General features: G+C 67.6%; 12 protein-coding genes. 9 read left to right on the top strand and 3 right to left on the bottom strand.

Annotation, left to right across the window (positions count from 1 at the left end; all coding sequences use genetic code 11):
• The first annotated feature begins 84 nt into the window (after positions 1-84).
• Positions 85-1,056: an MBL fold metallo-hydrolase gene (locus tag DFR39_RS16605; protein WP_133604971.1), complete on the top strand. Its 972-nt coding sequence runs from the start codon at positions 85-87 to the stop codon at positions 1,054-1,056.
• A 97-nt stretch (positions 1,057-1,153) separates the two neighbouring features.
• On the opposite strand, the gene DFR39_RS16600 is transcribed toward DFR39_RS16605, so the two are convergent.
• Positions 1,154-2,341: an alkane 1-monooxygenase gene (locus tag DFR39_RS16600; protein ID WP_133604970.1), complete on the bottom strand. Its 1,188-nt coding sequence runs from the start codon at positions 2,339-2,341 to the stop codon at positions 1,154-1,156.
• Positions 2,342-2,472: 131 nt separating this feature from the next.
• Here DFR39_RS16600 and DFR39_RS16595 point away from each other — a divergent pair, with 131 nt between their 5' ends.
• Together DFR39_RS16595 and DFR39_RS16590 are read left to right on the top strand one after the other, a co-directional pair.
• Positions 2,473-4,374 (top strand): type IV pili methyl-accepting chemotaxis transducer N-terminal domain-containing protein, encoded by a 1,902-nt coding sequence (locus DFR39_RS16595; RefSeq protein ID WP_133604969.1) that lies wholly within the window; start codon positions 2,473-2,475, stop codon positions 4,372-4,374.
• Complete coding sequence (locus DFR39_RS16590; protein WP_133604968.1) at positions 4,371-5,078, top strand: response regulator; 708 nt, start codon at positions 4,371-4,373, stop codon at positions 5,076-5,078. Before DFR39_RS16595 ends, DFR39_RS16590 begins: the two co-directional genes overlap by 4 nt.
• A gap of 3 nt (positions 5,079-5,081) precedes the next feature.
• Here DFR39_RS16590 and DFR39_RS16585 read toward each other — a convergent pair whose 3' ends face one another.
• The gene (locus DFR39_RS16585; protein ID WP_133604967.1) at positions 5,082-5,471 is read right to left on the bottom strand and encodes a putative zinc-binding protein; all 390 of its coding nucleotides are present in this window, start codon (positions 5,469-5,471) and stop codon (positions 5,082-5,084) included.
• A gap of 130 nt (positions 5,472-5,601) precedes the next feature.
• On the opposite strand from DFR39_RS16585, the gene DFR39_RS16580 reads away from it, so the two are divergent.
• The 3 genes from DFR39_RS16580 to DFR39_RS16570 are packed head-to-tail and all read left to right on the top strand — an operon-like array spanning position 5,602 to position 7,622.
• Positions 5,602-5,883, top strand: a complete 282-nt coding sequence (locus DFR39_RS16580) for a DUF2249 domain-containing protein (RefSeq protein WP_133604966.1) — start codon at positions 5,602-5,604, stop codon at positions 5,881-5,883.
• 20 nt (positions 5,884-5,903) lie between these two features.
• Positions 5,904-7,109 carry an NnrS family protein gene (locus tag DFR39_RS16575; RefSeq protein WP_133604965.1) on the top strand — a complete coding sequence of 402 codons (1,206 nt, stop codon included), beginning with the start codon at positions 5,904-5,906 and terminating at the stop codon, positions 7,107-7,109.
• A gap of 21 nt (positions 7,110-7,130) precedes the next feature.
• Positions 7,131-7,622, top strand: a complete 492-nt coding sequence (locus DFR39_RS16570) for an RrF2 family transcriptional regulator (protein ID WP_133604964.1) — start codon at positions 7,131-7,133, stop codon at positions 7,620-7,622.
• Between the two features lie 241 nt (positions 7,623-7,863).
• Here DFR39_RS16570 and DFR39_RS16565 read toward each other — a convergent pair whose 3' ends face one another.
• Positions 7,864-8,679: a Crp/Fnr family transcriptional regulator gene (locus DFR39_RS16565; RefSeq protein WP_133604963.1), complete on the bottom strand. Its 816-nt coding sequence runs from the start codon at positions 8,677-8,679 to the stop codon at positions 7,864-7,866.
• A gap of 246 nt (positions 8,680-8,925) precedes the next feature.
• Here DFR39_RS16565 and DFR39_RS16560 point away from each other — a divergent pair, with 246 nt between their 5' ends.
• From DFR39_RS16560 to DFR39_RS16550, 3 genes are all read left to right on the top strand, one after another.
• Entirely contained in the window at positions 8,926-10,224 is a 1,299-nt protein-coding gene (locus DFR39_RS16560; protein ID WP_133604962.1) for an MFS transporter, read from the top strand.
• 76 nt (positions 10,225-10,300) lie between these two features.
• Positions 10,301-12,019 (top strand): MFS transporter, encoded by a 1,719-nt coding sequence (locus tag DFR39_RS16555; protein WP_133604961.1) that lies wholly within the window; start codon positions 10,301-10,303, stop codon positions 12,017-12,019.
• 17 nt (positions 12,020-12,036) lie between these two features.
• Positions 12,037-12,243 (top strand): hypothetical protein, encoded by a 207-nt coding sequence (locus tag DFR39_RS16550; protein ID WP_133604960.1) that lies wholly within the window; start codon positions 12,037-12,039, stop codon positions 12,241-12,243.
• Positions 12,244-12,271 lie beyond the last annotated feature (28 nt).

Here is a 12,271-nt window from a genome sequence, read left to right as displayed (position 1 = left end):
ACAAACCAGCCCAGTCGGCGCGACGCCGTGGCGGCCGCGATCATCGCAAACTTCTCGTTCACTTTCGGAACTGGAGAGTTTTCCATGCTCAATCGGCGTACCTTTCTCGGCGCTGGCGCCGCTGCCACCACCGCTTATGCCGCGGCCTCCTTCGTGCCTGCCTGGGCGCAGAACGCGCCGAACTTCGGCACGCCGACGCTGCCCAACCCGGGCTTTCGGCGCGCCAAGGTGGGCGATGTCGAGGTGATTGCGCTGCTGGACGGCGTGGCCCGCCGCCCGCTGGGCGAGGAGTTCGTCAAGAACGCGCCGCTGGCCGAGGTGCGCGCGCTGCTGGCCTCGCAGGGCCTGAGCACCGACTACATCGACGTGCCCTTCACGCCCTTCCTGATCGTGGCCGGCGGCCGCCGCATCCTGATGGACACCGGTCTGGGCGAGTTCGGCGGCCCCACCACCGGCAAGCTGCTGGCGCAGCTGAGCGCAGCCGGCTTCCAGCCCGGCGATATCGACACGGTGCTGATCTCGCACTACCACGGCGACCACATCAACGGCCTGCGCAACAAGGCCGGCGAGTTCGTCTTCGCGAAGGCCAAGGTGATGGTGCCGGCGGCCGAGCATGCCTTCTGGATGGACGACGTCAAGATGGCCGCCGCGCCCGAGGCCATGAAGGGCGCCTTCAACAATGTGCGCCGCACTTTTGCCCAGATGCCCGCCGGCATGCTCCAGCCCTTCGAGGCCGGCGTCGAGGTGGCGCCCGGCATTCGCTCGATCGCGGCCTATGGCCACACGCCGGGCCACACGCTGTTCCAGCTGCAGTCGGCGGGCCAGAGCTTTTTCTACATTGCCGACCTGACCAATGTGCCGGCGCTGTTCGCGCGCAACCCGGACTGGGCCGTTACCTTCGATATGGACGCCGAGGCGGCGCGCAAGGTGCGCCGCGAGATGTTCCAGCGCATCGTCGACAGCAAGGCCATGGTGGGCGGCTTCCACTTCCCCTTCCCGGCCTTGGGCCGCATGGCGCCCAGCGGCCAGGGCTACGCCTTCCAGCCAGCCGCGTGAGGTCGGGGCGGCGCGCGCCGCCGCGCCGCCGTCTCAGTCCAACCCAGCGTGGCCCCGCGGCATGGGCGGTTAACACGCCTAGGGCATCAGTCCGCCCTCAGCGCTGCGGGCGCGCGAAGCGCTGGCGCAGCGCCGCCTCGCGGCCGGGCTGCAGATTGGCGCGCTCCAGCCGCTGGCCGTAATGGGCCAGGACCCGCGGGTCCATCAGGCGAAACCACAGCGGCGGCAGATAGGCCGGCAGCAGCAGGGCCGCATAGCCGGCCGGGAGCTGGGGGCTGTTCTCGAAATGACGCAGGGCCTGGTAGCGCCGTGCCGGGTGGGCGTGGTGGTCGCTGTGGCGCTGCAGCTGGTAGAGAAAGAGATTGGAGACCCGGTGGTTGCTGTTCCAGGAATGCTCGGGCGTGCAGCGCACGCGGCGACCGTCCGGCCCCAGGGCCCGCAGCAGGCCGTAATGCTCGATGTAGTTCACCACCTCGAGCAGGGAGAGGCCGTAAAGGGCCTGGACCAGCAGAAAGCCCAGCACGCCCCAGCCCAGCCAGAGCAGCAGGGCGCCGTAAAGCAGGACCGTCAGGGCCCAGGCCTGCAGGCACTCGTTGCGCCAGTGCCAGGGCCCCAGGCCGTGCCCGGCCAGGCGTGCGCGCTCCAGGCCCCAGGCCGAGCGCAGACCGCCCCACAGGGTGCGCGGCAGAAAGGCCCAGAAGCTCTCGCCCAGGCGTGCGCTGGCCGGGTCCTCGGGTGTGGCCACCCGGCGGTGATGACCCCGGTTGTGCTCCACATAGAAATGCCCGTAGGCCACCGGCGCCAGGGCCACACGGGCCAGCCAGCGCTCCCAGGCCGGCAGCTTGTGGCCCAGCTCGTGGGCGGTGTTGATGGCCACCCCGTTGATGCCGCCCACGCTGAGCACCAGGCCCACCCAGCCCAGGGCGCTGAGTTCGTGATGGGCGGCGATCCAGGCACCATGCAGGGTCAGCAGGTACTGCAAGGGCAGGAAGGCCAGCACGATGAGGCGATACCAGGGGTCGCGCTCCAGGGCCGGCACCGCGGACTCGGGCGGGTTGCTGCGGTCCTCGCCCAGCCAGGCATCCAGCAGGGGAATGAGGCCGTAGATGATCAGGCTGCTCAGCCACAGCCAGGCCTCCTGACCGCTGCGCGCATAGGCCTGCACATTGAGCCAGACCAGCAGGGGAAAGGCCGGTGAGAGCAGCCACCACCAGCGCCGGCCATCGCGCCAGGGGCTGGGGACGGGGCCGGGCGGGGCGCCCAGGGGTCGGGTGGATGCAGGCATGGCGCATGCTGGCGCCGCCGCTGGCCAGCGTCAAGCGGGAGCCTCCCGGCCAGGTCTGGCCGGCCTTGGCGAGCGCGCGCGTCTTGATGTGAGTCAATCCGTCTGCGTGGCCGCCTCGCTAGGCTGGCGCGATGCATAGACTTCTGCGCAGCCTGGCCGGCAAACTGGCGCTGATCCAGACCACTTTCATGAGCGTGGCCCTGGCCTCCATTGCCTTCACGCTCTGGGTGTCCTGGCAGCTGGAGGGGGGCGCGGGGGCCATCAACGAGGCCGGCCGCATGCGCATGGCGACCTATCGCCTGGTGCTGGACCATGGGGCCGGCGCCTCCGCCGCACAGATGCAGGCGTCCGTGCAGCAGTTTGATGCCATGGTGCAGCGCCTGCGCCAGGGCGATGTGGAGCGCCCGCTGTTCCTGCCCACGACGGACGAATGCCAAGAGGGCATGAGCGCGGTGGAGCAGCACTGGCAGTCCCTGCGAGCGCTCTTGATGGCCAGGCCCGCGCCGTCCGAGTTGCGGGCTGAGGCCGATGCCATGGTGGCCACGGTCGATGGCCTGGTGGGCGCCATCGAGCGCACGATTGCCAGCCGCACCGCCATCCTGGGCGCGCTATGCCTGGGCCTGGTGGTGCTGGTGGTCGGCGCCTCGGTGGCCTTTGTCTCCGGCACCCTGGTCTGGATCGTGCGGCCCCTGCAGCGCCTGCGCGATGGTCTGGCCGATATGGCCCGGCGCGACTTCTCGCAGCGCATTGACGAGCGCAACTCGGTGACCGAGTTCGCCGTGCTGGCGCGCGGTTTCAATCGCATGGCCGACAACTTGCAGCGCAGCTACCGCGGACTGGAAGACCGGGTCGCGGAGAAGACGGCGGATCTGGCGCGGCAGAACCAGCGCCTGGCCTCGCTCTACGAGGTGGCCCTGATGGGCAGCACCGAGACCCAGCTGGAGCCCCTGGCCCAGGCCTTCGCGGGCAAGCTGGCCGAGGTGGCGGGCGCGGACGCGGTGGCGGTGCGCCTGCTGGATCAGGCCGGGCAACGCATGCATATGCTGGCCCACAGTGGTCTGCCGCAGGCCATGCTGGAAGCGGAGCGCTGCATCACCGTGGGCAGCTGTGCCTGCGGCCCCGGACCGGGCAGCGAAGCGGGACCGCGCGTGATTCCCATCCGGGAGATCGGTCCGCCCTCCCTGCGTCATTGCGAAGCCATGGGCTATCAGACCGTGATGCTGGTTCCCATGCGAACGGCCCAGCATGAGATGGGCGAGGTGGAACTCTTCTTCCATGCCGATCGTCAGATGTCGCTGAGCGAGCGTCAGCTGGTGGACGCCCTGGTGGGCCATGTGGCCACGCAGCTGGAGAACCTGCGCTTGGCAGCGGGCGAGCGTGAGCTGGCGGTGCGCCAGGAACGCCAGCTGCTGGCGCAGGAGCTGCACGATTCGATTGCACAGTCCCTGGCCTTCCTGAAGATTCAGGTCGCGCTGCTGCGCGACGCCCTGGGCAAGTCGGAGCAAGAAAAGATAGCGAGCACCTTGAGCGAGATCGATGCCGGCGTGCGCGAGAGCTATGCCGATGTGCGTGAGCTGCTCTTGCACTTCCGCACGCGCTCGGAGCACGAGGACATCGAGCATGCGCTGCGCAGCACCCTGGCCAAGTTCCAGCGCCAGAGCGGCATCGAAACCTCCATCAGCATCAGCGGCACGGCGCTGCCGCTGGCACCGGATCTGCAGGTGCAGGTGCTGCATGTGGTGCAGGAGGCCTTGTCGAATGCGCGCAAGCATTCCGGGGCCAGCCATGTGGAGCTGCGCGTGCACCAGGCGCCGAACTGGGTCTTTGAGGTGCTGGACAACGGACGCGGCTTCGCGCAGCGCAGCCCGGGCGAGGCCGATGCCCAGGTTGGGCTGCAGATCATGCGCGAGCGCGCCGCTCGCATTGGTGCGAAGGTCTCGGTCGAGAGTCGACCCGGCGAGGGCACGCGGGTGCGGTTGGAGCTGCCGCGCCAGACAGGGGCTGCGGCATTGAATCAACGGGAGGCGGCATGAATTCGAGCCCGCAGTTGAGCGAGGTGCGTGGCGTGAGCCTCATGGTGGTGGATGACCACCGTCTGTTTCGCCGCGGTCTGGTGGCCTTGCTGGCCCTGGAGTCGGATCTGGCCGTGGTGGCCGAGGCCAGCGATGGCAGCGAGGCCCTGCGCCTCTTGCGCACGGTGCAGCCCGACGTCGTCCTTCTGGACAACCACATGCCGGGTGTCAAGGGCGTGGAGCTCTTGCCCGGCCTGATCGAGGCCGCACCGCGTACCCTGTTCCTGATGCTGACGGTAAGCGAGGATGAGGAAGACTTGGCGGCCGCCCTGCGCGCCGGTGCCGCCGGCTATCTGCTCAAGACCATGGACGGCCCCGATCTGGCGGCCGCCATACGTCGGGCGATGGCCGGGGAGTCGGTGGTGAGCCCCGAGATGATGCACAAGCTGGTGCGTGCCTTTCGCGCCAGCAGCGCCGTGCCGGCCAGTAGGCCGGCCACCAGCGCCAGCGGCCCGGCCCCGACGGCGGAGCTGCAGGCGCTCTCGCCGCGCGAGCGCGAGGCCCTGCGGGAGCTGGCACGAGGTGCCAGCAACAAGGAGATCGCGCGCAGCCTGGGCATTGCCGAAACCACGGTCAAGATCCATGTGCAGAACATCCTGCGCAAGCTCAATCTGAGCTCGCGCGTGCAGGCCGCCGTCTGGGGCAGCGAGCAGGGTCTGGGCTGAGAGTCAGGCGGCAGTGGTGAGTTCTGCAGCGAGCTGTGCGAACAGCTCATCCGCCTGCTGAGCATCGAAGTCCTGGTGGTAATGCTTGCGTACGCCCAGCTCTTGCAGGCGCACATGCCGGCTGGGCGCCAGGCCCCGCGTGGCCAGACAGGCCCGGGTGCATGCCAGGGCACAGCCATCCAGTGCCAGCACCGCGCGCCCGGTAGCGACTGCCTCCTGTGCCTTGCGAACCAGGCTGGGAACGCCACCGCCAACACCCGCAATACAGGACATCTCGGCCAGACCGGCGCGGTCCAGGCGCAGCGCCAGCTGATTGGCCAGCTGGGCAGCATCGGAACAGCCCGAGCAGCTGTAGACCAGAGGGCGGGTCCGGTTTGGGGTGTTGTCACTCATGGGCGCATATTGAATCCCAGAGATCGGAGCCTCCTTGTCCTGACTCAAAAGGTTTATTCTAAATATTGCTTTTGAGGTGGCTTGCTGCGCACAATAGGTACATCGAATATGCATCTTATGGAGTCGATCGATGGAAGACGTGCTTGTATCTGCCGTTCTGGACGCCCGGCTTCTGCCTGCCGCTGAGCGCGAGCAAGCCGTGCTGCTTGCCTTCTCTGCGTTGCCGGTGGGCGGCTGTCTTGAGTTGATCACTGACCATGAACCGCGCCCGCTGCGCGCCGAGTTCATCGCGCAATGGGCCCGGCAGCATGACTGGCAGCCCCTGGAGAACAGCCCCCTGCAATGGCGCAGCCGCATCACCCGCCTGGCCGCCAAGGGCTGCTGTGGCGGCTGCGGTGGCGGCGGGCACTGAGCAGCGCAGCATCACGCATCATGAGCAGCGTCTTCATTCCCCTTCAGGAACCACGCCCGGTGCGGCGCGGCGGCTTCGCGCTCTGGCAGTTGGGCTTTCGTCCCTTCTATCTGCTTGCTGCTGCATTTGCCGCGCTGAGCGTGCCCTTGTGGGCGCTACAGTTCAGCGGCGCGCTGGGCCAAGCCTGGCTGAAGGGCGCCGCCTGGCATGGTCATGAGATGGTCTTCGGCTATGCGCTGGCGGTGATCATCGGCTTCCTGTTCACCGCCGGGCGCAACTGGTCGGGCGAGCCCACGCCTACAGGCCGGCCGCTGATGGCGCTGGCTGCGCTGTGGCTGCTGGCACGCGTGCTGGTGCTCAGCCCCTGGGCCTGGGCTTCGCTTGTGGTCAATATGGCGGTGCCCTGGCTGGCCGCCTGGGGCTTGTGGCGGGCTCTGCATGCGGGTGGCAACAGCCGCAACTACTTCTTTGTCGGCCTGCTGCTGGCCATGGGCGTGGCCACCGGCGTGCTGCATCTGCACCTGATGGGCCAGCTGCCACTGCCCGCTGCGCTGAGTCATGGCCTGGGACTGCCGCTGGCCCTGGACTTCGTGCTCTTCATGATTGCCGTGATGGCCGGCCGGGTGGTGCCGATGTTCTCGAACAACGGCGTGCCGCGCATGCAGGCCAGGCGGGATCCACGGGTCGAGAAGGCCGCGCTTGGCAGCGTGCTGGCGCTGCTGGCGCTGGACGCCCTGGGCGTGCGCGGCCCGCTGCTGGCGGCGGCGCTGCTTGTCGCCTTGCTTGCGCATCTGTGGCGCTGGCTGCTCTGGCAGCCGTGGAAGACGCTGCGCAACGCCCTGGTCTGGGTGCTGCATGCGGCCTATCTGTGGCTGCCGGTGCACCTGGGTCTGCGCGCGGCGGCTGAAATGGGCTGGATGGCCGTCGGGCCGGCCACCCATGCGCTGACGCTTGGCGTGATCGGCATGATCACGGTGGGCATGATCACCCGTACCGCACTCGGCCATACCGGCCGGCCGCTGCGCGCCGGCCCCTTCGAGCAGGGCGCCTTCCTGGCGATGCTGGGCGCTGCGCTGGTGCGCGTGCTGCTGCCCTTGCTTTGGCCGGCCGGGCTGATGGCGGCGGTGCAACTCTCTGCCTTGCTGTGGACGCTGGCCTTCTCCCTCTACCTGTGGCGCTATGCACCGATACTGCTGCGCCCGCGTGCTGATGGCCAGCCCGGCTGAGCAAACAAGAGGAGTGCCACGATGCGTCTGACGACGATGACCGACTACGCGCTGCGCCTGCTGATCCACCTCGGCCGCAACCCGGAGCGGCTGTGCACCACGGCAGAAGTGGCGCAGGTCTACGGCATCTCGGAAGCGCATCTGACCAAGATCACCCATCAGCTGGGTCTGGGCGGCTGGATCACCACGGTGCGCGGCAAGGGCGGCGGCATGAAGCTGGCGCTGGCGCCCGAGGATATTCAGCTTGGCGAACTGGTGCGCAGCATCGAGCCGGACTTCTATCTGGTCGAATGCCTGGGCGAGCTCAATGCCTGCACGCTCACCGGCCAGTGCCGCCTGACAGGCATCTTCAACAAGGCCCTGGCTGCGTTCCTCGAGCAACTGGATGCCCATACCTTGGCCGAGCTACTGCCAACGCCGCGTCTGGCCCCGCGAGCGCGAGCCGTGGCCCAGCCTGTCACCATGGCGCACCCGCAACGCGGCCGTCGCGCGCACGATGCCCCTAACACCTGAAACTCCAGCGCCCGTCTCTTTCTCGCGCTACGCCGTCGGCCGACAGCGCAGCGATATCGCGGCAATCTGCCAACGCTGGCTTCAAGCAGCGAAGCCGAGCGCTTCGTCCCCAGCCATGGCGGACTGGTGCTGGATTTCCTCCCGCACGAGCGCCGGCTGCCGGCCGGGTTGCAGGAACTTGCACCGCATCGGCACCGAACCGGAGGCTAGCGTCCCGCGCTGAGGATCCCCACGGGAGGGCTCAGCGCAGATCGCGCGTTGGTCGGCGCTCGGCGAGCTGCTGAAGCCCTGGCAGGTCAGTGAAGCTGAGCCGGTAGCCCTTCATATCCAGCAGGCCCTGCTGCTGCAGCTGGCGCAGGCTGCGCGACAGGGTTTCGGGCGTGACCCCGAGCTCGGAGGCCAGGTCCTTCTTCTGCTGACGCAGCTGCAGGCTCGCACGGCCATCGGCCTGCGGCGTGGCGTGCTGCAGCAGCCAGCTGGCCAGGCGGCCCATGATGTCCTGGGTCATCAGGGCCTGGCGCTCCAGCACCGCCTCGCGGCCGCGCGTGGCCACGCAGGCCAGCAGGGCGCGGGTCAGATCGGCGTGCTCGGCGCACAGCGGCAGCAGCGCCGACATCGGGAACTCATGCACTAGGCAGGGCTCCAGGGCCAGGGCGGTTTCTGCCGGGCTGGCGCCCGTCCAGGCACTGCCGGCGTCGATCCAGTCGCCCGCGTGCAGCTCGCGGCTCTGGCGCCAGCGCGCATGGCCGTCGAGCTGGCCCAGGCTGACGCGGCCGGACACCAGCAGCCACAGGCTGCTGGCCGGGGCCTCACCCGCAACGACGATGCGTGCGCCCTCGCGGCAGCGCTGTCCCTGGCCCAGGGCTGCCAGAGCCGCCACCGTCCATGCGTCCAAGGCCCAGGGCCGGCAGGCATGGAGCAGGGCGGCGCGCAGGCTGGCGCGATAGGCGTTGGGCGCCGGGGCGGGCGCGCCGGCCGTTCGGTGCAGCGTTGGCACCCGCATGCCTTGCGGGGGTGGTGCTGGGCGCAGGCCGGAAGCTTGGGTGGCAGCTGTCATGGCGAACCTCGTTGGCGCAAGCGGGGCGGGCGCAGGCCCGCACAGCCCCCATCGAACACCGGCGCGGCCTTTGCTGTTTTGATCTGCTGCAAGTTCCGCTCGCTCAGCGGCGCCGTCTAGTTCCTTGGTACTAGCGCCGCTGTGGTGCACTAGTTCTTCTGCCGGTCTGCGCCAGCGCGAGAGGAGGATGTCGCCGCGCCGCCCTCATTCCTACAGTGCGTTCATCCCATTCAGAGGAGTGCGCATATGGGCGCTGAGCAGGGTTCGAATCAAACCGCCGCCGGTTCCGGGCGGGCCATTTCGGTGCTGATCGTCAGCACCCTGGCCTTCACCGTGTGTTTCATGGTGTGGATGATGTTCGGCGTCATCGGCATCCCGATCAAGAAGCAGCTCGGCCTGAATGCCACCGAGTTCGGTCTGCTGACCGCCACACCGGTGCTCACCGGCTCCCTGATCCGCGTGCCCCTGGGCATCTGGACGGACAAGTTCGGCGGCCGCATCGTGTTCTTTGCCTTGATGCTGGCCTGCGTGATCCCGATCTGGCTGATGAGCTATGCCACCGCCTACTGGCACTTCCTGGTCATCGGCCTGTTCGTCGGCCTGGCCGGTGGCAGCTTCTCGGTGGGCACGCCCTATGTCGCGCGCTGGTTCCCCAAGCAGCGCCAGGGCTTTGCGATGGGCGTGTTCGGCGCCGGCAACTCGGGCGCGGCGGTGAACAAGTTCGTCGCACCCGTGCTGGTGGTGGCATTCGGCTGGACCATGGTGCCCCATGTCTATGCCGCGGTGCTGCTGGGCACGGCCATCCTGTTCTGGTTCTTCAGCCATTCCGATGATCGACATCTGGTGGCCAGCAATGCCAGCTTCATGAGTCAGCTCAAGGCGCTGAAGGATCCCAAGGTGCTGAAGTACTGCCAGTACTACAGCATCGTGTTCGGCGGCTATGTGGCCCTGAGCCTGTGGATGGTGCAGTACTACGTGGGTGAGTACGGCCTGGACATCCGGGTGGCCGCCCTGCTGGCCGCCTGCTTTTCCCTGCCCGGTGGCGTGCTGCGCGCCATCGGCGGCTGGCTTTCGGACAAGTACGGCGCCCACAGCGTCACCTGGTGGGTGATGTGGGTGAGCTGGATCTGCCTGTTCATCCTGTCCTATCCGCAGACCGACTTCACCGTGATGACGGTCAACGGCGCCAAGACCTTTCACATCGGCCTGAACGTCTATGCCTTCACCGGCCTGATGTTCATCCTGGGCATCGCCTGGGCCTTCGGCAAGGCCAGCGTGTTCAAGTACATCAGCGACGACTACGGCCACAACATCGGCACCATCAGCGGCATCGTCGGCCTGGCCGGCGGCCTGGGCGGCTTCATCCTGCCCATCATGTTCGGCGCCCTGATGGACCTGACCGGCGTGCGCTCCAGCGCCTTCATGCTGATGTACGGCGTGGTCTGGGTGTCCCTGATCTGGATGTACTGGACCGAGGTGCGCAAGACCGAGGTGATGGGCGCCAAGGCGCCGGCGTCTCCGCTGAGTCGCTCTTTCAAGCACTGAGCCGACCGCACCCGACGCAACAGCTTCCTGAGGCGGCGCGCGTGAGCGTGCCGCCCTCCCCAACCAAGGAATCCCCATGGCAAGAATCCAAAACTGGAAGCCGGAAGATCCGGACTTCTGGCGCGAGCAGGGCAGTGCCCTGGCCTGGCGCACCTGCGGTGTCACCACCTTCTCGCTGATCTTCAGCTTCGCCACCTGGTTCGTGATGAGTGCGGTGGTGGTGCGCATGCCAGCCATCGGCTTCAAGTTCACGACGTCCGAGCTGTTCTGGCTGGCCGCGATTCCCGGCCTGGCCTCGGGCATCCTGCGCCTGATCCATTCGAACTTCATCCCGCTGCTCGGCACGCGCGCCGTGATCAGCGTGGCCACCGTCCTGAAGATCATCCCCATGGTCTGGCTGGGCTACGCCATCCAGGACCTCAGCACGCCCTGGGCGACCTTCATGATCATCGGCTTCCTGTGCGGCATGGGCGGCGGCGACTTCTCGTCCTTCATGCCCTCCACCAGCATCTTCTTCCCGAAGCGGCTGCAGGGCACGGCCATGGGCATACAGGCCGGCCTGGGCAACTTCGGTGTCTCCATCGTCCAGTTCGTCGCCCCCTGGATCATCGGCTTTGCTGCCCTGGGGACGGTGGTCGGCGGCCCACAGGTTTTCACCAAGGCTGACCCGATCAAGGGTGCTCTTGCGGTGACCAAGGAGGCCGGCATCGTCAGGGATGTGCAGGTCGCGAATGCCGAGTACGCCGGGGCCATCGAGGTGGTTCGCGGTGAAGACGGCCGCATCAAGGATGTCATCCTGAAGGCGACCGACACCGTCAAGCCGATCAAGGCCGCGGTGAAGAAGGACGAGTCCGGCCGCATCACCGAGGTCGCCACGAGCAAGGGTGTGGCGCTGGATGTGAAGCGCAACCCTGCCGGTGAGATCAGCGACGTGGCGCTGCGCAATGTGGTCAAGAAGGGCATGTGGCTGCAGAACGCCGCCTTCATCTGGGTGCCCTTCCTGCTGCTGGCCTTCGTGCTCTCGGTGATCTTCCTGCGCAGCCTGCAGCTGCCCACGCGCGGCTTCATGGGCCAGTTCGAGATCCTCTCCAGCCGCAACCGCGCCCGCACCCACACCTGGAATTGCACGATGACCTATATCTGCTCTTTCGGATCCTTCTCGGGCTTCTCGGCGGCCTTCCCGATGCTGATCAAGACGCTGTACGGCGGCTTCGACGGCGCGCCCGATCCCCTGGCCTATGCCTTCATCGGCCCGCTGCTCGGCGGCCTGGTGCGCGTGGCCACCGGCGGCTTCTTCGACAAGATTGGCGGCTCCAAGGGCATGCAGTGGACGACCATCGGCCAGATTGCCGGCGTGGTCTATCTGGTGGCTGGTGGCTACCTGACACCGAGCAGCGTGGAGCAGTTCAGCGGCTTCCTCTACGGCATGCTGTGGATCTTCCTGATGTCGGGCATCAACAATGCCGCGACCTTCCGTCAGTACCCCATCGTGTTCGCCTACTCCCCGGCCAAGGGGGCGCAGATGCTGGGCTGGACCGGCGCCTGGGCGGCTTTCGGTCCCTTTGTGTGGAATGCGCTGATCGCCACCTCGATCGACAAGACCGGTGCGGTGAATGCCTTCTTCATCGGCTGCGCGGTCTTCTACGTCTACTCCCTGGCCATCAACTGGTGGTACTACACCCGCCAGGGCGCCGAGCGCTATGACTACGGCAATGCCGGCGGCACCTGGTGGGATGCGCTGCCCGAGGCCGAGAAGGAGCGCATGAAGCGCGTCGACCTGGGCCAGCCGGCCTGAGCCCCAAGGAGCTGCACATGGGCACCCCCAGCTTCATCCACCTCCTCGCCATCGCCTACGGCCTGGTGTTGATCGCCGCGGTGTTCCTGCGCTCGCCGCTGACCGAGGCGATGCGCATCGACAGCCTCTTCCTGCCCGGCGCGGGCGAGAGCACGCGGCCGCTTAACGGATTGCTGGGCCTGCTGATCGGCGGCTATGCCGCCTGGTCGCTGCTCGGTGCCTGAGCACGAACACATTCCCCAAGAAGGACCT

The sequence above is a fragment of the Roseateles asaccharophilus genome (assembly GCF_004362405.1).
Classification (GTDB): Bacteria; Pseudomonadota; Gammaproteobacteria; order Burkholderiales; family Burkholderiaceae_C; genus Kinneretia; species Kinneretia asaccharophila.
Note: the sequence above shows the minus strand (reverse complement) of the source record. Positions and strands in the feature narration are given on the sequence as shown.

What these genes read in the sequence shown, in the direction of transcription:
- DFR39_RS16560 (WP_133604962.1), top strand. Translation starts at nt 8,926, where the DNA reads ATGGGCGCTGAGCAGGGTTCGAATCAAACCGCCGCCGGTTCCGGGCGG.
- DFR39_RS16585 (WP_133604967.1), bottom strand. Translation starts at nt 5,471, where the DNA reads ATGAGTGACAACACCCCAAACCGGACCCGCCCTCTGGTCTACAGCTGC.
- DFR39_RS16595 (WP_133604969.1), top strand. Translation starts at nt 2,473, where the DNA reads ATGCATAGACTTCTGCGCAGCCTGGCCGGCAAACTGGCGCTGATCCAG.
- DFR39_RS16550 (WP_133604960.1), top strand. Translation starts at nt 12,037, where the DNA reads ATGGGCACCCCCAGCTTCATCCACCTCCTCGCCATCGCCTACGGCCTG.
- DFR39_RS16580 (WP_133604966.1), top strand. Translation starts at nt 5,602, where the DNA reads ATGGAAGACGTGCTTGTATCTGCCGTTCTGGACGCCCGGCTTCTGCCT.
- DFR39_RS16570 (WP_133604964.1), top strand. Translation starts at nt 7,131, where the DNA reads ATGCGTCTGACGACGATGACCGACTACGCGCTGCGCCTGCTGATCCAC.
- DFR39_RS16605 (WP_133604971.1), top strand. Translation starts at nt 85, where the DNA reads ATGCTCAATCGGCGTACCTTTCTCGGCGCTGGCGCCGCTGCCACCACC.
- DFR39_RS16555 (WP_133604961.1), top strand. Translation starts at nt 10,301, where the DNA reads ATGGCAAGAATCCAAAACTGGAAGCCGGAAGATCCGGACTTCTGGCGC.
- DFR39_RS16575 (WP_133604965.1), top strand. Translation starts at nt 5,904, where the DNA reads ATGAGCAGCGTCTTCATTCCCCTTCAGGAACCACGCCCGGTGCGGCGC.
- DFR39_RS16590 (WP_133604968.1), top strand. Translation starts at nt 4,371, where the DNA reads ATGAATTCGAGCCCGCAGTTGAGCGAGGTGCGTGGCGTGAGCCTCATG.
- DFR39_RS16600 (WP_133604970.1), bottom strand. Translation starts at nt 2,341, where the DNA reads ATGCCTGCATCCACCCGACCCCTGGGCGCCCCGCCCGGCCCCGTCCCC.
- DFR39_RS16565 (WP_133604963.1), bottom strand. Translation starts at nt 8,679, where the DNA reads ATGACAGCTGCCACCCAAGCTTCCGGCCTGCGCCCAGCACCACCCCCG.